Source organism: Nonomuraea sp. NPDC049709 (genome assembly GCF_040674815.1).
In the GTDB taxonomy this organism is placed as follows: domain Bacteria; phylum Actinomycetota; class Actinomycetes; order Streptosporangiales; family Streptosporangiaceae; genus Nonomuraea.
Window position 1 is genome coordinate 95,626 of the sequence record NZ_JBFANM010000008.1, and the last position, 17,394, is coordinate 113,019.

Below are 17,394 nucleotides of genomic sequence, written 5' to 3' on the forward strand. Positions count from 1 at the left end.
GGCCATGCCCCTCGAACGGACATGACCCGCCTGTCAGGCGCTGAGGCGGTCGCGCAGCGCGTCGTACACGTCCGGCGGGAGCGGGCCCTTGCCGGCGGCCGCGACGTTGGCCTGCACGTGCGCGATCCGGGTCGAGCCGACGATCACCGAGTGCAGGTCTCGGTGAGTGAGGATGAAGCGGAGCAGGAGCTCCATGGGCGAGGCACCGTCCGCGAGTTCGTCCAGGCGCGCGGCGGCGAGCCGGGCGTGGCGGTCGGCGAGCGGCCGGCGCATCGGCTCCGGGATGGCCTCGGGCGGAGCGGTGAGCGGGCGGGCGACCGAGCCGCGGGCGATCGTCCCCGCACCGGCTGCCGCGGCGGCGCCGATCAGCTTCTCATGGGAGCGGTCGAGCGCCGAGTACGGCAGGAGAAAGACGTCGAACGCGTCGAGCGCGATGTGCTCCGGGAGGTGAGGCAGCTCGCCCGACATGCCGGTGTAGCGGATCTTGCCCTCGTCCCGGAGCGCCAGCATCTCGGCGACGGTGTCCTCGGCCCGCAGCACGGCGACGCTCGGGCTCATGTGGACCATCAGGATGTCGAGGTGGTCGGTACGCATCCGGCGCAGGCTCTGCTCGACGCACGCCCGGACGTTCGCCCTCGTGTAGGTGTGGGGCGGGAACGTCCGCGGGTCACCGTCCACGGCGGGCGGGCAGCCGCACTTGCTGGAGAGGATGAACTCGTCGCGCCTGTGGGAGATCCAGCGGCCGATGTGCTCCTCGGCGTCGCCGTAGTCCGGCGAGGTGTCGATGAGGTTCACCCCCGAGTCGAGGACCGTGTTCAGCACCGCGCGGGCCCGATCGTCGCTGATCGGCTCGCCCCATGCGCGCGGCCCGCGTAGCTCCATCGCTCCGTAGCCGAGGCGGCTCACCTGCAGTCCGGTCCTGCCGAGCCGCGTTGCGGGCGGTGTCACGCTGTCGCCCCTTCCCCGGTCCCGGCCGCCCTGGCGCGGCCGTATTCGGCCAGGGTGCGGAAGGCGCTCTTGGGCTCCCACGGCAGGCCCGGATAGGTCGTCCCCGTGCGGCCGTGCTCCAGGATCTTGACCACGCCGAAGCTCGCGGTGTCGAAGTCCCGCTCGGGCTCGGCGGACGTCGGCAGGTGACGGGAGGCGAAGGTGCAGACGAACGCCGCGTCCACGCCCTCGCCGTCGTAGACGGCGAGCAACTCGCGCAGGTAGGCGGCCTGTTCTTCCTCGTCCCGGGTGACGGTCCGGGTCAGGCGGGGGCGGGCGCGTTCGTCCCATTCGACGATGGAGTCGCCGCGTGCGCCCAGTGCGGCGGCCCCGCGGTGGGTGGTGCAGCCGAACTCGGTCACGGCGAACGGCTTGCTCTGCCCGACCTGCGCGCGGACCGCCTCGCGGAAGCCGGGCGCGGTGGTCGCGTCGCGGTATCCGGCGTCGGTGGCGACGATGTCGAACGGAGCCCAGTCCACGCCTTCCAAGGGCACGGAGGCGTAGCTGATCGGGCCGCCGAATCGGTCGCGGACCGCGGCGGTGACCCGGGCCAGGAAGGTGTTGACGCGGACGTGCAGCTCGGGGAGCGTGGCGCGCAGCCGTGCGGGCTCGGCCATCAGGCCGAGCCGCTCCCGCAGACTGTCACCGGGCAGGAATCCCTTCGTGAACAGGCTGATCTCGGAGCCGGTGAGGAAGACGACGCGAGCCCCTTCCCGGCGTAGACGTTCGGCCCGCTCGGCGCTGCCGACGATGAACGCCATCAGCTCCTCCTGGGTGAGGCCGTTGGTGAACGGCGAGTACCAGACCTCCAGGCCCGCGCGGGCGGCGTGGCGTGCGGCGATCTCCAGGCGGTCCAGGTCTCCTCCGGTGACGCGGACCGCGTCGCAGTGGAGCTCCTCGCGGATGATCTGCATCTCGCGGCGCACCGTGCCAGGCTCGAAGGGCTCGTGGGTGGTGGTTCCGGCAGACAGGAAGCCGGTGTCATAGGTGACACCGTAGGCACGCATCAGAGGGCTCCGTGTGGTCGTGCGAGTGGACATGCGGGCTGGGGCGGGCCCCCGTGACCGGAGAGAGCCCGGGCGTCCCCGTCGCACTCTACTCGCGACTTGCGCATCGCGCACATAGTGCGTGGCGCGCAATTTTCCGTCCACTCGATCGAGGGCCGGTGACGCGTCGTCGAGGGCCGGATCGCCGCCCTCGCGACCCTGAGCGATCCGGCCGGCGGGCGGGAGCGGAGCTGCCGGATCCGGCGTGAGAACACACTGGATCGGTCCCGAACGGCAACGGCAGGAGTCGGGAAGGTTGAGGCGACGTTTCTGGATTGTTACCCGAAACAACAAACTAGCCGCCGCGACCCCCTTCCAAACCGGTCCGTCCCGGAATACGTTGCCGCAAACAACATTCATCCGGGCCCCTCCGGAAGAAAGGACCCTGCACCATGCGCAAGGGGATCCTCAGCCTGACCGCCGCGGCAGCAGCGCTCGCCCTCGGTCTCACCGCCTGCGGGGGCGATAGCGGTCAGACCACCACGTCGACCTCGTCCGCCACCGCCTCCGCGGCCAAGGCAGGCAAGATCGGCGTCATCCTGCCGGACAGCAAGTCCTCGGCAAGGTGGGAGACGGCGGACCGCAAGTACCTGGAAGAGGCGTTCAAGGCCGCCGGCGTCCAGTACGACATCCAGAACGCCCAGAACGACAAGACGGCGTTCCAAACCATCGCCGACCAGATGATCACCAACGGTGCCACCGTTCTGATGATCGTGAATCTGGACAGCGGCACCGGCAAGACGGTCATCGAGAAGGCCAAGTCCCAGGGCGTGGCCACCATCGACTATGACCGGCTGACGCTCGGCGGCGGTGCCGCCTACTACGTCAGCTTCGACAACACCAAGGTCGGCACGCTTCAGGGCGAGGGCCTGAGCAAGTGCCTGACCGACAAGAAGGCCGAAAAGCCCATCGTGGCCTACCTGAACGGCTCGCCGACGGACAACAACGCCACGCTGTTCAAGAGTGGCTACGACGGGGTGCTCAAGCCCAAGTTCGACGCCGGTGAGTACGTCAAGGGCCCCGACCAGGCCGTGCCCGACTGGGACAACACCCAGGCCGGCACGATCTTCGAGCAGATGCTGACCGAGCAGCCGAAGATCGCCGGCGTGCTGGCCGCCAACGACGGCCTCGGCAACGCGGCCATCACCGTGCTGAAGAAGAACAACCTCAACGGCAAGGTGCCGGTCACGGGCCAGGACGCCACTGTCCAGGGCCTGCAGAACATCCTGGCCGGCGACCAGTGCATGACCGTCTACAAGGCGGTCAAGAAGGAGGCGGACGCCGCCGCCAAGCTCGCGGTCGCGCTGGCCAAGGGTGAGAAGCCCACGGCGAGCGGCAGCGTCAAGGACCCCGAGACGGGTCAGGACGTCCCCGCCGAGCTGATGGACCCGCAGGCCATCTACGCGGAGAACGTCAAGGACGTGGTGGCCGACGGTTACGTCACCAAGGAGGAACTGTGCACGGGTGACTTCGCCGAGAAGTGCACCGAGGCAGGAATTCAATAACACCGCGGGGTACGGTCCGCGCCACCAGCGCGGCCGTACCCCTGTTTAGGGAGCCACATGACCCCCCTCCTTGAAGTGCGCGGGATCGACAAGAGCTTCGGCCCGGTGAAGGTCCTGCACAATGTCGAGCTCTCCGCGTTCCCCGGCGAGGTCACCGCGCTCGTCGGCGACAACGGCGCGGGCAAGTCCACGCTGGTCAAGTGCATCGGCGGCATCTACCCGATCGACGCGGGCCAGGTCCTCTTCGACGGCCGCGAGGTCAACGTGCACAGCCCCCGCGACGCGGGCGAGCTGGGCATCGAGATCGTCTACCAGGACCTCGCCCTGTGCGACAACCTCGACATCGTCCAGAACATGTTCCTCGGCCGGGAGCGCAAGAACGGCCTCCTGCTCGACGAGGACAGCATGGAGGAACTGGCCGAGAAGACCCTCAGCGGCCTTTCCGTGCGCACGGTGAAGTCCATCAGGCAGCAGGTCTCCAGCCTGTCCGGCGGGCAGCGGCAGACCGTGGCCATCGCCAAGGCCGTGCTGTGGAACAGCAAGGTCGTCATCCTCGACGAGCCCACCGCGGCGCTGGGCGTGGCCCAGACCGCGCAGGTGCTGGAGCTGGTGCGCCGGCTGGCCGACACCGGCCTGGCCGTGGTGCTCATCTCGCACAACATGAACGACGTGTTCGCCGTCTCCGACCGGATCGCGGCGCTCTATCTCGGCAGGATGGCCGCCCAGGTCAAGACCGCCGACGTGACGCATGCACAGGTCGTCGAACTGATCACTTCAGGCCGCAGCGGCGATCTGGGCCTCAAGAACGGGGTCACCCCATGAACAAGGTCAAGGAACTCCCGGGGGAGGCCATCGTCGCGGCTGCGCAGGCCCCGTCGATCAGGAACAGCTTCCTCGCGTACGCGCAGCGGGTGCGCGGCGGCGACATGGGCGCGCTGCCCGCCGTGCTGGGCCTGGTCGTGCTCTGCGCGGTCTTCGCCGTCGCCCGCCCCTCCTTCATCACCGCGATCAACTTCGCCAACTTGTTCACGCAGGGCGCGGCCATCACGCTCATCGCCATGGGCCTGGTGTTCGTGCTGCTGCTCGGCGAGATCGACCTGTCGGCCGGCTTCGCCAGCGGCGTCTGCGCGGCGGTCCTGGCCGTCACGCTCACCAGCGCCGGCCAGCCCTGGTACGTGGCCATGCTGGCCGCCGTCCTCACCGGCGTGATCATCGGCACCGTGCTGGGCACGCTGGTCGCGAAGGTGGGCATACCGTCGTTCGTGGTCACGCTGGCCGCCTTCCTCGCCTTCCAGGGCCTGGTCCTGGTGCTGGTCGACGAGGGCACGAACATCTCCATCCGCGACAGCGTGGTCGTCGCCATCGCCAACCGGAACCTGCCGCCCTGGCTCGGCTGGGCCCTGTACGCGGCCTGCGTGGCGATCTTCGCCGGGGTGCAGCTCAGGCGGGCCAGGAGCCGGTCCAAGCGCGGCCTGGTGGCCGACCCGCTCACCCTGATCGCCTTCCGCGTCGGCATGTTGGCGCTCGTCGCCGGTCTCGCGGTCTTCGCGCTCAACCTGGAGCGCAGCCGCAACCCCGCGCTGGTCTCGCTCACCGGTGTGCCGATCGTGGTGCCGGTCATCCTGGCGCTGCTGGTCGTGTGGACGCTGGTGCTGCGCCGTACCGCGTTCGGGCGGCACCTCTACGCCGTCGGCGGCAACACCGAGGCCGCCCGCCGGGCGGGCATCCCGGTCGACCGGATCAAGATCAGCGCGTTCGTGATCTGCTCCTCGATGGCCGCCATCGGCGGCATCGTGGCCGCGTCGCGGGCCAGCTCCGTGGACCCGAACACGGGCGGCAGCTCCGTCCTGCTGTACGCGGTCGGCGCGGCGGTCATCGGCGGCACGAGCCTGTTCGGCGGCAAGGGCCGGGTGCTCGACGCCGTGCTCGGCGGCGCCGTGGTGGCCGTGATCGAGAACGGCATGGGCCTGATGGGGTACGGCGCGAGCGTGAAATACCTGGTCACAGGGTCTGTCCTGCTGCTCGCCGCAGGTGTGGACGCCCTGGCGCGCAAGCGGGCGGCTGCCGCTGGTCTAAGGTGATCAGCGACTCTCAGCCCCTGAAGGAACCCCAGACCATGCGTGCCGGTCCCTCCCAAGAGGACATCAGGCGCCACAATCTCGGCGCGCTGCTCCGCCATGTCCACCTGGGCGGACCGATCTCCCGGGCCGAGCTGACCTCGAAGATGGGGCTCAACCGCAGCACGATCATGGCCCTGACCTCCGACCTCACGGCGGCCGGGCTCGTCCGCGAGGAGTTGCCGCGCGAGACCGGGCGCGCGGGCCGGCCCTCGCTCGTGGTGCGCCCGGAGTCGGCGCGGGTCTACGTGTTCGCCTTCGACGTCGGCCCCGACCGGCTGGCCGTCGCCCGCGTCGGGCTGGGCGGGGTGATCCTCGACCGCCGGGAGACCGTACGCGACCGCGGCACGTTCGAGCTGGACGAGGTGGTGGGCGTGCTGGCCGGGTTCGCCCGCCAGATGCGCCGCAAGACCAGGGCCGACACCGTCTGCGTGGGCGCGGCGGCGGCCGTGTCGGGCGGTGTGCGCAAGGGCGACGGCGTGGTGCGGTTCGGGCCCAACCTCAAGGCCGAGGAGGTGCCGTTCGGCGAGGAGCTGGCCCGCCGGCTCGGCCTGGGGCTGCCGGTCAGCGTCGGCAACGACGCCAACCTGGGCGCGCTCGCCGAGCACAGCCGCGGCGTCGGAGCCGCCGTCCGGGACCTCATCTACCTGCACGGCGACGTCGGCATCGGCGGCGGCATCATCGCCGGCGGCCACCTGCTCGGCGGCCACGACGGCTACGGGGGCGAGGTCGGCCACATGGTCGTCAACCCGGGCGGCCGCGCCTGCGGCTGCGGCTCGCACGGCTGCCTGGAGGCGGAGGTGGGAGAGCGGGCGCTGCTGGAGTCGGCGGGCCGGGTCTCGTCGGGGCGCCAGGGCCGGGACGCGGTGCGGGTCGTGGTGGACGCGGCCGACCGGGGCGACATCGTGGCCCAGGAGGCGCTCAGCCGGGTGGGCGACTGGCTCGGGCTGGGCGTGGCGAACCTGGTGAACATCTTCAACCCGGAAATGGTGATCTTCGGGGGGATGCTGCGGGAGATCTACCTGGGCTCGGCGGCGCAGGTGCGTTCGCAGCTCACCCTGCACGCCATGGCGCCGCAGCGGGAGCGGCTACGGCTGCGCACGTCGGCGCTGGGCGACGCGGCCACCCTGGTGGGCGCGGCCGAGCTGGCCTTCGCCCACGTCCTGGCCGACCCCTTGGAGGTGCTGGCCCGCGCCAACGCCTGAGAGCCTCAGGTGACCTTGCCCCTTGGGGCCGTCCACGTGTTGCAGAACCCCGTGGCCCCGCCCTTGTACCCCCGGTCCTGCCACAGCGCCAGGTTGCGGGGCTTGCCGTGGATGTCGCTCTCGTCCGCCATCCGCACCGCAGAGATCCAGTCCTCCCAGGAGATCCCGGGCTTGATCGACTTCAGCGTGGCGCTGTAGAAGACCCCGGCGAAGCACTCGGCCTGCATCTCCAGCCGGTGGCTCAGCAGCCTCCGCGCGCCGTCCGAGGCGGGCTCGTACAGCGCGGCCTGCGCGTCCAGCACCCCGATGAGCTGCTGCACGTGGTGCCCCCACTCGTGGGCGACGGAGTGCGCGATGTTCATCCGGAACGGGTCCCGCAGATCGTGCTTCATGATGCGGATGACGATCGTGCGGTGGTCGGGACAGTACTGCGCGCCGCTCCCCGTGATCGACCCGCAGACCGAGTCGTCGCCCGTGGTGATCGTGACCTCGGGCGGGCTGTAGGGGAGGCCGGCGGCGGCGAACCTGGCGGACCAGAAGTGGTCGGCGCACCCGGCCATCGCCCGGTGGAAGGACCTGAGCGAGGCCACGCTCCCCAGCCGGATCGGGGGGATCGAGCACGCCAGCGGGACGACGTCGCCGCCCATCTCGTCCAGCAGCCCGGGCCGCGCGACCCCGGGCGCCGCCCGGGCCGGGGCCGGGGCGAGGAGACCCGCGACCATGCACGTGGCCAGCGCTGTGAGGGTTATGCGCACGATCGCGGATCTTAGTGACAAAAGCGTGATTTAGGACACCTGAGACTTCGGCGCCTTCCAGGTGTTGCAGCCGCCGGCCGACTCGGTGTCGAAGCCCCGCTTGAGCCAGAGCCCGGCGTTCTTGGCGCTGCCGTGCGTCTGCTCGCCCCAGCTCTTCTGCTTCACGCCGATGGCGGACAGGTCGAGGCCGCTGCCGCCGTGCTTCACGATGTAGGTGAAGTCGGTCTCCGGGCGGCCGAGCGAGTGCCACACGCTGCCGATGAACGTCCCGGACAGGCACTCGGCCTGGAGCTCGAAGCGGCGGATCACGTCGAGCAGCACGGCCTCGCTCTTGCCGTCGTAGGACTGCAGGGCCTTGAACATGCCGGTGAGCTGCTGGATGTGGTGGCCGTACTCGTGGGCGAGGACCAGCATCAGCATGAGGTCGTTCGGCTCTTCGACCAGGTTCGGGCTGACCAGGAACGTGATCTTGTTGTTCAGCGAGCAGTAGAGCGCCTGGGCGCCGGCGGGGAACCCGCCGCAGCCGGTCTTGGCGCCGAGCTTGGTGATCACCTGCATGCCGGGCTTGCTGAACTTGAAGCCGGCCTGCTTGACCTTGGGCTCCCAGGCCTCGTTGAGACAGTCGAGCACGGCGTCGAGATAGCCCTTCACCTCGTCCAGACTCCCGCCCTGGACGCGCGGCTCCTCGCAGGTCTCGTAGCCGAGCTTGCCCGTCTTGTAGATCGGGCTCTTCACTAAGACCGGCTTGTACGCCGGCGCGGACGCGGTGGCCGCATGGGCGGTGCCGGCGAATAGCATGCTCGCCAGGACGCCCGCCATGAGCGCCAATCGGGGGATACGCATGAGAAGGCACCCTATTAAAGAGGGAGTCCCAGGTAAAGCAACGTTAAAGGGTGTTCAGGTGGTGTTACGGGGATTTGCCGCCCAGGTGTTGCACGAGCCCGGGGTGCCGCGATTGAAACCGCGGGTCATCCACGCCGCCTGCGTCGGCCCCTTGCCGTGGTCGTTCTGGGGCCAGCCCTTGGCGCCGTTCTTCCTGAACCAGCCCACCGTGTACGCCCAGTCGGCGTCGGTGACCAGTGGCGTGCCCTTCATGGTGCTCATGAAGACCGAGGAGAAACACTCCGCCTGCAACTCGGAATTGCGCGACAACTGCAGCCGCTTGGCCTTGCCGGCGGTCGCCCTGGCGGACCAGTAGTAATTCCAGATGCCGGAGACCTGCTGCACGTGGTGACCGTACTCGTGGGCGATCAGCCGGGTGATCCCGAGCGGGAACGGGTTGCGCAGCTGCTCCCTGCTGATCATCAGGTACATCGTGCGGTCGGTGGAGCAGTAGACGCCGTCGGCGCCGGTGTTCCACGCGCCGCAGGGCGTCTTGACCTTGCTGGTGATGATGCGCAGCCGCGGTTTGGCGAAGGGCATCTCGGCCTTGCGGAACTGCGCGGCCCACGCCCTGTTCAGGCAGGCCGTCACGCGGGTCAGGAAGCGCCGGTACGCCACCATGCTCCCCGCCGGGAGGGTGCCGGGCGAGCAGTTCACGTCCGTGAGCCGCCCGGTCCTGTAGAGGGGGTTCGCGGTCGCCAGCGCCCTGCCGGGAGCTCCGGCCCCTTGCTTCTCGCTGGACACCTTCGCCGGCGGGGAGGAGAGCTGCTGGCCCTCGTTGACGGGGTCCGTCGACGTGGTGGCCACGTCCGCCAGCACGAGCACCAAAGCGGCCGCTGCCAGGGCAAGTGCCAGCGCGGCCGCCACAAGTGTCGCGAGTCTGCTTTTGGGGACGGAGTTCATAGGTACCGAAAGAGTAGGTCAAGATCGGACATATGTGGGTGGATTTGACTCGATGGAGTCAGTGAGGCGTCCGCGAACTAGACTCTGGGGATCGGCGTACAAGAGCAGAGGGGAGTCGCATCCGTGAGCGGGTTGCTGGGCTCGATCAAGGGACCGCAGGACGTCAAACGGCTCGCTGCCGAGGAGTTGCCGCGGCTCGCGGGGGAGATTCGTGACGTGCTCGTCGACTCCTGCGCGAGGTTCGGCGGTCACCTCGGCCCCAACCTCGGTGTGGTGGAGCTCACCATCGCGCTCCACCGTGTCTTCGACTCGCCGAACGACCCCATCGTCTGGGACACCGGTCACCAGGCCTACGTGCACAAGGTGCTCACCGGCCGGGCCGCCGGCTTCGAGGCACTCAAGCAGGAGGGCGGCCTGTCGGGCTATCCCAGCCAGGCCGAGTCCGAGCACGACTTCGTGGAGAACTCCCACGCCTCCACCGCGCTGTCCTACGCCGACGGCCTGGCCAAGGCGTTCAAGCTGCGCCGCCAGAGCGACCGCACGGTCGTCGCGGTGATCGGCGACGGCGCCCTGACCGGCGGCATGGCCTGGGAGGCGCTCAACAACATCGCCGCCGTCAAGGACCTGCCCGTCGTGATCGTGGTCAACGACAACGGGCGCTCCTACTCGCCCACGATCGGCGGCCTGGCCTCACACCTGTCCTCCCTGCGGGTCAACCGCCGCTACGAGGACATGCTCGAATACTTCAAGGACAAGCTGGGGAACGTTCCCGTCCTCTACGACGCCCTGCACGGCTTCAAGAAGGGCGTCAAGGACGTCCTGGCGCCGCAGGTGATGTTCGAGGACCTCGGCCTCAAATACGTCGGCCCCATCGACGGCCACGACGAGCAGGCCATGGAGGCGGCCCTGCGCAAGGCCCGCGACTTCCGCGGCCCCGTCATCGTCCATGCCCTCACCCAGAAGGGCCGCGGCTACACCCCCGCCGAGAACCACGACGAGGACCAGTTCCACTCGCCCGGCGCCTTCGACCGGGCCACCGGCGCGGAGAAGCCCAAGGGCCGCATCTGGACCAACGTCTTCAGCGAGGAGCTCGTCAGGCTCGGCAAGGAGCGCGAGGACCTGGTGGCGATCACCGCCGCCATGCTCCACCCGACGGGCCTCAACGCCTTCGCCGAGGCCTACCCCGACCGCATCTACGACGTCGGCATCGCCGAGCAGCACGCGCTGACCAGCGCCGCCGGGCTCGCGCTGGGCGGCATGCATCCGGTGGTGGCCGTCTACGCCACGTTCCTCAACCGGGCCTTCGACCAGCTCCTCATGGACGTCGCCCTGCACCGGCTGCCGGTCACGGTGGTGCTCGACCGGGCGGGCGTGACCGGCGACGACGGCGCCAGCCACAACGGCATGTGGGACCTGTCGATCCTCCAGGTCGTGCCCGGGCTCCGGATCGCCGTGCCGCGCGACGGCGACCGCCTGACCGAGCTGCTGCGCGAGGCCGTCGAGGTCACCGACGGCCCCACCGTGCTGCGCTTCCCCAAGGGGCCGGTCGCCGAGGCGCTCGATCCGGTGGGCAAGCTGGGCGAGATGGACCTCCTCCGGGCACCGGAAGGAGACGGCGCGGGCGAGCCCGACGTGCTGCTGGTGGGTGTGGGCCCGATGGCCCAGGCCTGCATGGACGCCGCGGTCCTGCTCGACGCCCAGGGCATCTCGGCCACCGTGGTCGACCCGCGCTGGGTCAAGCCGCTGGACGAGGCGCTGGTGCTGGCCGCCGGCGCGCACAAGCTGGTGGCGGTCGTCGAGGACAACGGGCGCGTGGGCGGCGTGGGCGACGCCGTGGCCCGCCTGCTGCGCGACGCCGACGTCGACGTGCCCGTACGCACCTTCGGCATCCCGCAGCGCTTCCTCGACCACGCCAAGCGGGCCGCGATCCTCGGCCAGATCGGCCTGACCGGGCAGGACCTCGCCCGGCAGATCACCGAGGCGGTCGCGAAGCGGACCTCCCACGTGGAGCCGGCCCGCCGCTGACCATCTTGCGGACCGCGGCGGTGATCCCCAGCACCACGACCACCGCCGCGGCCGCCACCGGCAGCAGCCACTGCGCGTGCTGCCGCACCACGCCGCCCGCCACCGCGCCGAGCGTCACGTACGTGCTCACCCAGGCGGTGCTGCCCAGCATCGCCCACGGCATGAACCTGCGGTACGACATGCCCACCGTGCCCGCCACGGCCGGGGTCAGCGCGTGCAGCACCGGCAGGAAATACGCCAGCGCCAGCGCCCACCCGCTCCGCTCGAACAGCAGCTCCGCGCGGACCCACCGCGGCTCCCCGATGCGCCGCCCCAGCCTGCCGTGCCGCAGCCGGGAGCCGTAGCGCCGGCCGAGGAAGTGGCCCCCCGAGGCGCCCGCGAAGCACGCCAGCACACCCGCCACGATCAGCGCCAGCGCCTCGCCCGCGCTGTCGGCGGTGGCGCCCGCGACCAGCAGCAGCCCGTCGCCCGGAGTGATCAGGCCGACCCCCACCGAGGCGTCCAGGGTCAGGAAGACCAGCAGCAGTGGCAGCACCACGCCGAGGTCTTGCCCGGCCAGGGCATCGAGCAGATCATTGAGCATAGTTCCAGCCTGCTACCCGGATCGCGAGATTCCATCGGGATCCTCCCCGATCCGACCCTGACATCGGAATGATCACCGAGGGTATGGGAAGGATGGCTGATCGTGGACATCTTTCGGACGAAGACTGTCGAGCAGTCGATCCGCGACACCGAGGACCCGGAGCATCAGCTGCGCAAGCGCCTGACGGCCACCGACCTCACGGTCTTCGGCATCGGCGTGATCGTCGGCACCGGGATCTTCGTGCTCACCGGGCAGGTCGCCAAGGAGGTGGCGGGTCCCGCGGTGGCGCTGTCGTTCGTCGTCGCCGCGATCGTCTGCGGGCTGGCGGCTCTGTGCTACGCCGAGTTCGCCTCCACGATCCCGGTCGCCGGGTCGGCCTACACCTTCTCCTTCGCCACCCTGGGCGAGTTCCCCGCCTGGGTGATCGGATGGGACCTGATCCTGGAGCTGGCGCTGGCTGCCGCCGTGGTGGCGGTCGGCTGGTCGGGCTATTTCGCCTCGATGCTGGCCTCCATCGGCCTCGAGCTGCCCGCCGCCATCGCCGGCGAGGATCCGGTGGTCAACGTGCCGGCCATCCTCATCGTGCTGCTCCTCACCGTGATCCTGGTGGCCGGGATCAAGCTGTCCTCGCGGGTCAACCTGATCCTGGTGATCACCAAGATCACGGTCGTGCTGCTGGTGATCGTGGCGGGGCTGTTCTTCGTCAAGGCCGCCAACTACACGCCGTTCATCCCCGAGGCGGTGTCCACGGCGCGCGTGGAAGGGCTCCAGGCGCCGCTCATCCAGGTGCTGTTCGGCATCACGCCGGTCGCGTTCGGCGTGATCGGCATCTTCTCCGCCGCGGCGATCGTGTTCTTCGCCTTCATCGGCTTCGACATCGTGGCCACCGCCGCCGAGGAGACCATCAGGCCGCAGCACGACGTGCCGCGCGGCATCCTCGGCTCCCTGGCCATCTGCACGGTCCTGTACGTCGCCGTCTCGCTCGTCGTCGTCGGCATGCAGCACTACAGCGAGCTGAGCACGGCCGCGCCGCTGTCGGACGCCTTCACCGCGGTCGGCCATGCCTGGCTGGCCACGATCATCAGCGTGGGGGCGATCGCCGGCCTGACGACGGTGGTGCTCGTGCTGCTGCTGGGCCAGACCCGGGTGTTGTTCGCGATGTGCCGCGACGGGCTGCTGCCGCGCTCGCTGGCCACGGTCCACCCGCGCTACGGCACCCCGGCCCGGCTCACGGTGATCATCGGGCTGGTCACGATGGCGCTGGCCGGGTTCGTGTCGTTCGGGGAGCTGGCCGAGCTGGTGAACATCGGCACGTTGTTCGCGTTCGTGGTCGTGTCGATCGGCGTGATCATCCTCAGGAGGACGCGGCCGGACCTGCCCCGGGTCTTCCGGGCGCCGTTCGTGCCGGTGCTGCCGATCGTGTCCGTGCTGGCCTGCCTCTACCTGATGCTCAACCTGCCGGTGCAGACGTGGCTGAGGTTCCTGATCTGGATGGCCATCGGCGTGGTCCTCTACTTCGGCTATGGCTACTGGCACAGCCGCACCGCGACCCCGTGGCAGAAGAAGGCCGCCGCCGAGCGCGAGGGGGGATGAGCGCGTCGCCCACCCCCCGCGCGTACGTCTCAGAGTGACGCGACGGCACCCGTCGCGGCCCGCACCTCGCAGGAGTTCGGGAAGACCTTGGCCCACTTCACCACCTGGCGGTGCCAGCGGCCCACGACCACGACGGCGTGCGGCTCGAACTCCCGGGTGCACGCCGTGCCGGGCGCCACGGCGAGCTGCGCCGGCTTGCCGTTCACCTGCTCCAGCAGGCGGCAGGCGGCCCGCGGGTTGGGATGGGTGCCCCCGACGGGCGCGCAGTGGAGCCAGACGGTCTTCGTCTCCCCGCCCTTGACCGCGTTGACGATCTTGAGCTGCACCCTGGGCTTCGGATCGGGCGCGGCCGTCGCGGGCGACGACCCGCCGATCAGGAAGGTCCCGCAGAGCGCGATGGCGGCGGCTGCTCTCATCATGGTTACTCTCCGTTCGTAGGACGGCACCAAACGCTACGACGGAGGCCGGAGGGAGTTAAGGAGGCCCGCCGTACGGGCCTCCCTAAAATCAGGCGGGCAGCGAGGCTACGCCGGGTTCGAGGAACCGCGGCCGGGCGATGCCGCTCCTGTCCAGGTACGGGGTGATCCCGCCCAGATGGAACGGCCAGCCGGCACCGAGGATCATGCACAGGTCGATGTCCTGCGCGGCGGCCACGACGCCCTCGTCCAGCATGATGCGGATCTCCTCGGCCAGGGCCCGCAGCACGCGCTCGCGCACCTGCTCGGCCGTGGACGGTGCGGAGCCGCCCTCGAACAGGGCCACCGCCTCCGGGTCGAGCGTGAAGTCCGGCCGGTAGACGCCCGGCTTGCCCGAGGCGACCAGCTTGGCCATGTTCTCCGAGACGCCGAAGCGGTCGGGGAACGCCTCGTGCAGCGTCTCGGCCACGTGCAGGCCGACCGCCGGGCCGACGAGCTGCAGCAGCGCGAACGGCGTCATCGGCAGCCCGAGCCCGTCGAGCGCGTGCTCGGCCGTCTCCAGCGGCGTGCCCTCGTCCACGGCGGCGACGACCTCGCCCATGAAGCAGGTCAGCAACCGGTTGACCACGAACGCCGGGGCGTCCTTGACCAGCACCGACGACTTCCTCAGCGACCTGCCCACCGCGAACGCGGTGGCCAGCGTGGCGTCGTCCGTCGCGGCGCCCCTGATGATCTCCAGCAGCGGCATGACCGCGACCGGGTTGAAGAAGTGGAACCCGACCAGCCGCTCCGGGTGCGCCAGCCCGGCGCCCATCTCGGTGAGCGACAGCGAGGAGGTGTTCGTGGCCAGCACGCACTCCGCCGAGACCACGGCCTCGACCTCGGCGAACACCTGCTTCTTGACCGCCATGTCCTCGAACACGGCCTCGATCACGAAGTCGGCGTCGGCGAACGCGTCCTTGGTCAGCGAGCCGGTCACCAGGGCCTTGAGCCGGTTGGCCTGGTCCGGTGACACGCGGCCCTTGGACAGCAGCTTGTCCACCTCGGCGTGCACGTACCCGACGCCCTTGTCCAGCCGGGCCTGGTCGAGGTCGGTCAGCACGACGGGCACTTCCAGGCGGCGGGCGAACAGCAGCGCCATCTGCGAGGCCATCAGGCCCGCGCCCACCACGCCGACCTTGGTCACCTTGCGGGCCTGCGACGCGTCCGGCGCGCCCGCCGGCCGCTTGGCGCGGCGCTGCACGAGGTCGAAGGAGTAGAGCCCGGCCCGCAGCTCGTCGCTCATGAGCAGGTCGGCCAGCGCCTCGTCCTCGGCGGCGAAGCCCTCGTCCCGGCCGGCGGTCTCCGCCCGCGCGATCAGGTCGAGCGCCCGGTACGGCGCCGGCGAGGCGCCCCGCAGCTTCATGTCCACCAGGAACCGGGCGTCGTTGACGGCCTTCTCCCAGCCCTCCCCGTGAGCCGGCCGCTCCACCGCCACGTCGCCGTTGACCACCTTGGCGGCCCAGCGCAGCGACTCCTCCAGGAAGTCCGCGGGCTCGAACATCGCGTCGGCCACACCCAGCTCGAACGCGTCCGCACCCTTGATCATGCGGTTGTTCGCCAGCGGGTTCTCGATGATCAGCTTGATCGCGTTCGCCGGGCCGACGAGACGGGGCAGCAGCTGCGTGCCGCCCCAGCCCGGCACCAGGCCGAGGAAGCATTCCGGCAGCGCCACCGCGGGCACGCCCGCCGAGATCGTCCGGTACGTGCAGTGCAGCGCGATCTCCAGGCCGCCGCCCATGGCCGCGCCGTTCACGAACGCGAACGACGGGATCGCCAGCTCGCCCAGCCGGCGGAAGACGTGGTGGCCGAGCGCGCCGATGGCCAGCGCCTCCTCCCGGGAGGCCACGGAGGCCGCGCCCTTGAGGTCGGCGCCCACGGCGAAGATGAACGGCTTGCCCGTCACGCCCACCGCGGCCAGGTCGGTGCGCTGGGCGATCTCCGACAGCGCCCCGTTCAGCGCGAACAGGCCGTGCGGGCCGAACGTGTTGGGCTTGGTGTGGTCGAAGCCGTTGTCCAGGGTGATGAGCGCCATCGTGCCGGCGCCGTACGGCAGCTGCACGTCGCGCACCAGCGCCTTGGTGACGACTTCGTCGGTGTTGCGCTCGCTCAGCAGCGCCCGCCAGGTGTCGATGTTGGTCATGCCAGGTTCTCCCAGATCACGGTGCCGCCCATGCCCATGCCGACGCACATCGTGGTGATGCCGTAACGCACGTCGGGACGCTCGCCGAACTGCCGGGCGAGCTGCGTCATCAGCCGCACGCCCGAGGAGGCGAGCGGGTGGCCGTAGGCGATCGCGCCGCCGTAGGCGTTGACGCGGGGGTCGTCGTCGGCGATCCCGAAGTGGTCGAGGAAGGCCAGCACCTGTACGGCGAACGCCTCGTTGATCTCGAACAGCCCGATATCCGAAATATCGAGATTCGCCAGGCGAAGCGCCCGCTCCGTGGACGGGATCGGCCCCACGCCCATGACCTCGGGATCCACGCCCGCGAACGCGTACGACACCAGCCGCATCTTCGGCGTCAGCCCCAGCTCGGCCGCGACGTCCGCGGCGGCCACCACGCAGCCGGTGGCGCCGTCGTTGATGCCGGAGGAGTTGCCCGCCGTGACGTGGCCGTGCGGCCGGAATGGCGTCTTGAGCCCGCCCAGCCCCTCCATCGTCGTGCCCGGCCGCGGCGCCTCGTCCTCGACGGCCAGGCCCCAGCCCTTCTCCGCCGTCCTGATCGCGGTCGGCACCAGGTCGGGCTGGATCTTGCCGTCGGCGTACGCCTTGGCCGCCTTCTCCTGCGACAGCACCGCGTACGCGTCCGCGCGCTCCTTGGTGATCGCCGGGTAGCGGTCGTGCAGGTTCTCCGCCGTCATGCCCATGACCAGCGCGCTGGGGTCGACCAGCTTCTCCGACAGGAAGCGCGGGTTCGGGTCGACGCCCTCGCCCATGGGGTGGCGGCCCATGTGCTCGACGCCGCCGGCGATGGCGACGTCGTACGCGCCGAACGCGATGCCGCCCGCGACCGTGGTGACCGCCGTCATCGCGCCCGCGCACATGCGGTCGATGGCGTAGCCGGGCACGGTCTTCGGCAGGCCGGCCAGCACCGCCGCCGAGCGCCCGATGGTCAGGCCCTGGTCGCCGATCTGCGTGGTCGCGGCGATGGCGACCTCGTCCACGCGCTCGGGTGGCAGGTTGGGGTTACGCCTGATGAGCTCGCGGATGACGCGGACGACCAGGTCGTCGGCGCGGGTCTCCGCGTACAGCCCCTTCGGCCCTGACCTGCCGAAGGGCGTGCGCACGCCGTCGACGAACACGACGTCACGAGAGGAAGGCACGGATTCGCTCCTCG

General features: G+C 70.3%; 15 protein-coding genes. 6 read left to right on the forward strand and 9 right to left on the reverse strand.

What is annotated here, in order from left to right:
• Positions 1–33 precede the first annotated feature (33 nt).
• A complete protein-coding gene (locus AB0J69_RS10005; RefSeq protein WP_364114904.1) occupies positions 34–948 on the reverse strand; it encodes an aldo/keto reductase in 915 nt (304 codons plus the stop codon).
• Positions 945–1,994, reverse strand: coding sequence for a hypothetical protein (locus AB0J69_RS10010; protein ID WP_364114906.1), 1,050 nt, complete (start codon positions 1,992–1,994; stop codon positions 945–947). Before AB0J69_RS10010 ends, AB0J69_RS10005 begins: the two co-directional genes overlap by 4 nt.
• A 431-nt stretch (positions 1,995–2,425) precedes the next feature.
• Here AB0J69_RS10010 and AB0J69_RS10015 point away from each other — a divergent pair, with 431 nt between their 5' ends.
• From AB0J69_RS10015 to AB0J69_RS10030, 4 genes are read left to right on the forward strand one after another with little or no spacing between them, the layout of a single operon-like run.
• Entirely contained in the window at positions 2,426–3,538 is a 1,113-nt protein-coding gene (locus AB0J69_RS10015; protein WP_364114908.1) for a substrate-binding domain-containing protein, read from the forward strand.
• Positions 3,539–3,595: 57 nt separating this feature from the next.
• Positions 3,596–4,360, forward strand: coding sequence for an ATP-binding cassette domain-containing protein (locus AB0J69_RS10020; RefSeq protein ID WP_364114910.1), 765 nt, complete (start codon positions 3,596–3,598; stop codon positions 4,358–4,360).
• Positions 4,357–5,619 carry an ABC transporter permease gene (locus AB0J69_RS10025; protein ID WP_364114912.1) on the forward strand — a complete coding sequence of 421 codons (1,263 nt, stop codon included), beginning with the start codon at positions 4,357–4,359 and terminating at the stop codon, positions 5,617–5,619. The genes AB0J69_RS10020 and AB0J69_RS10025 overlap by 4 nt, the downstream gene beginning before the upstream one ends.
• Before the next feature lie 35 nt (positions 5,620–5,654).
• Complete coding sequence (locus AB0J69_RS10030) at positions 5,655–6,860, forward strand: ROK family transcriptional regulator (RefSeq protein WP_364114914.1); 1,206 nt, start codon at positions 5,655–5,657, stop codon at positions 6,858–6,860.
• Positions 6,861–6,865: 5 nt separating this feature from the next.
• Here AB0J69_RS10030 and AB0J69_RS10035 read toward each other — a convergent pair whose 3' ends face one another.
• Genes AB0J69_RS10035 through AB0J69_RS10045 form a run of 3 tightly spaced genes read right to left on the reverse strand, consistent with a single transcriptional unit; the run spans position 6,866 to position 9,400 of the window.
• On the reverse strand, positions 6,866–7,615 hold the full coding sequence (locus AB0J69_RS10035) for a neutral zinc metallopeptidase (protein ID WP_364114916.1): 750 nt from the start codon (positions 7,613–7,615) through the stop codon (positions 6,866–6,868).
• A gap of 30 nt (positions 7,616–7,645) precedes the next feature.
• Positions 7,646–8,458 (reverse strand): neutral zinc metallopeptidase, encoded by an 813-nt coding sequence (locus AB0J69_RS10040; protein ID WP_364114918.1) that lies wholly within the window; start codon positions 8,456–8,458, stop codon positions 7,646–7,648.
• 54 nt (positions 8,459–8,512) lie between these two features.
• Positions 8,513–9,400, reverse strand: a complete 888-nt coding sequence (locus AB0J69_RS10045; protein ID WP_364114920.1) for a neutral zinc metallopeptidase — start codon at positions 9,398–9,400, stop codon at positions 8,513–8,515.
• Positions 9,401–9,532: 132 nt separating this feature from the next.
• On the opposite strand from AB0J69_RS10045, the gene dxs reads away from it, so the two are divergent.
• Positions 9,533–11,425, forward strand: a complete 1,893-nt coding sequence (gene dxs, locus AB0J69_RS10050; protein WP_364115156.1) for a 1-deoxy-D-xylulose-5-phosphate synthase — start codon at positions 9,533–9,535, stop codon at positions 11,423–11,425.
• On the opposite strand, the gene AB0J69_RS10055 is transcribed toward dxs, so the two are convergent.
• Entirely contained in the window at positions 11,373–12,008 is a 636-nt protein-coding gene (locus AB0J69_RS10055; RefSeq protein WP_364114922.1) for a DedA family protein, read from the reverse strand. The two genes, dxs and AB0J69_RS10055, sit on opposite strands and share 53 nt — an antisense overlap.
• A gap of 102 nt (positions 12,009–12,110) precedes the next feature.
• Between AB0J69_RS10055 and AB0J69_RS10060 the strand changes: the two genes are divergently transcribed.
• Positions 12,111–13,601 (forward strand): amino acid permease, encoded by a 1,491-nt coding sequence (locus AB0J69_RS10060; RefSeq protein WP_364114924.1) that lies wholly within the window; start codon positions 12,111–12,113, stop codon positions 13,599–13,601.
• Positions 13,602–13,630: 29 nt separating this feature from the next.
• Here AB0J69_RS10060 and AB0J69_RS10065 read toward each other — a convergent pair whose 3' ends face one another.
• From AB0J69_RS10065 to AB0J69_RS10075, 3 genes are all read right to left on the reverse strand, one after another.
• Positions 13,631–14,020 carry an SSI family serine proteinase inhibitor gene (locus tag AB0J69_RS10065; protein ID WP_364114926.1) on the reverse strand — a complete coding sequence of 130 codons (390 nt, stop codon included), beginning with the start codon at positions 14,018–14,020 and terminating at the stop codon, positions 13,631–13,633.
• 88 nt (positions 14,021–14,108) lie between these two features.
• Positions 14,109–16,199 carry a 3-hydroxyacyl-CoA dehydrogenase NAD-binding domain-containing protein gene (locus AB0J69_RS10070; RefSeq protein WP_364114928.1) on the reverse strand — a complete coding sequence of 697 codons (2,091 nt, stop codon included), beginning with the start codon at positions 16,197–16,199 and terminating at the stop codon, positions 14,109–14,111.
• The gene (locus tag AB0J69_RS10075) at positions 16,196–17,359 is read right to left on the reverse strand and encodes an acetyl-CoA C-acyltransferase (protein WP_364115158.1); all 1,164 of its coding nucleotides are present in this window, start codon (positions 17,357–17,359) and stop codon (positions 16,196–16,198) included. The genes AB0J69_RS10070 and AB0J69_RS10075 overlap by 4 nt, the downstream gene beginning before the upstream one ends.
• Positions 17,360–17,394 lie beyond the last annotated feature (35 nt).

Bases quoted from the DNA above. Each gene is read 5' to 3' on its own strand.
- AB0J69_RS10010 (WP_364114906.1), bottom strand. From the start codon at position 1,994: ATGCGTGCCTACGGTGTCACCTATGACACCGGCTTCCTGTCTGCCGGA.
- AB0J69_RS10015 (WP_364114908.1), top strand. From the start codon at position 2,426: ATGCGCAAGGGGATCCTCAGCCTGACCGCCGCGGCAGCAGCGCTCGCC.
- AB0J69_RS10020 (WP_364114910.1), top strand. From the start codon at position 3,596: ATGACCCCCCTCCTTGAAGTGCGCGGGATCGACAAGAGCTTCGGCCCG.
- AB0J69_RS10025 (WP_364114912.1), top strand. From the start codon at position 4,357: ATGAACAAGGTCAAGGAACTCCCGGGGGAGGCCATCGTCGCGGCTGCG.
- AB0J69_RS10030 (WP_364114914.1), top strand. From the start codon at position 5,655: ATGCGTGCCGGTCCCTCCCAAGAGGACATCAGGCGCCACAATCTCGGC.
- AB0J69_RS10040 (WP_364114918.1), bottom strand. From the start codon at position 8,458: ATGCGTATCCCCCGATTGGCGCTCATGGCGGGCGTCCTGGCGAGCATG.
- AB0J69_RS10045 (WP_364114920.1), bottom strand. From the start codon at position 9,400: ATGAACTCCGTCCCCAAAAGCAGACTCGCGACACTTGTGGCGGCCGCG.
- AB0J69_RS10055 (WP_364114922.1), bottom strand. From the start codon at position 12,008: ATGCTCAATGATCTGCTCGATGCCCTGGCCGGGCAAGACCTCGGCGTG.
- AB0J69_RS10065 (WP_364114926.1), bottom strand. From the start codon at position 14,020: ATGATGAGAGCAGCCGCCGCCATCGCGCTCTGCGGGACCTTCCTGATC.
- AB0J69_RS10070 (WP_364114928.1), bottom strand. From the start codon at position 16,199: ATGACCAACATCGACACCTGGCGGGCGCTGCTGAGCGAGCGCAACACC.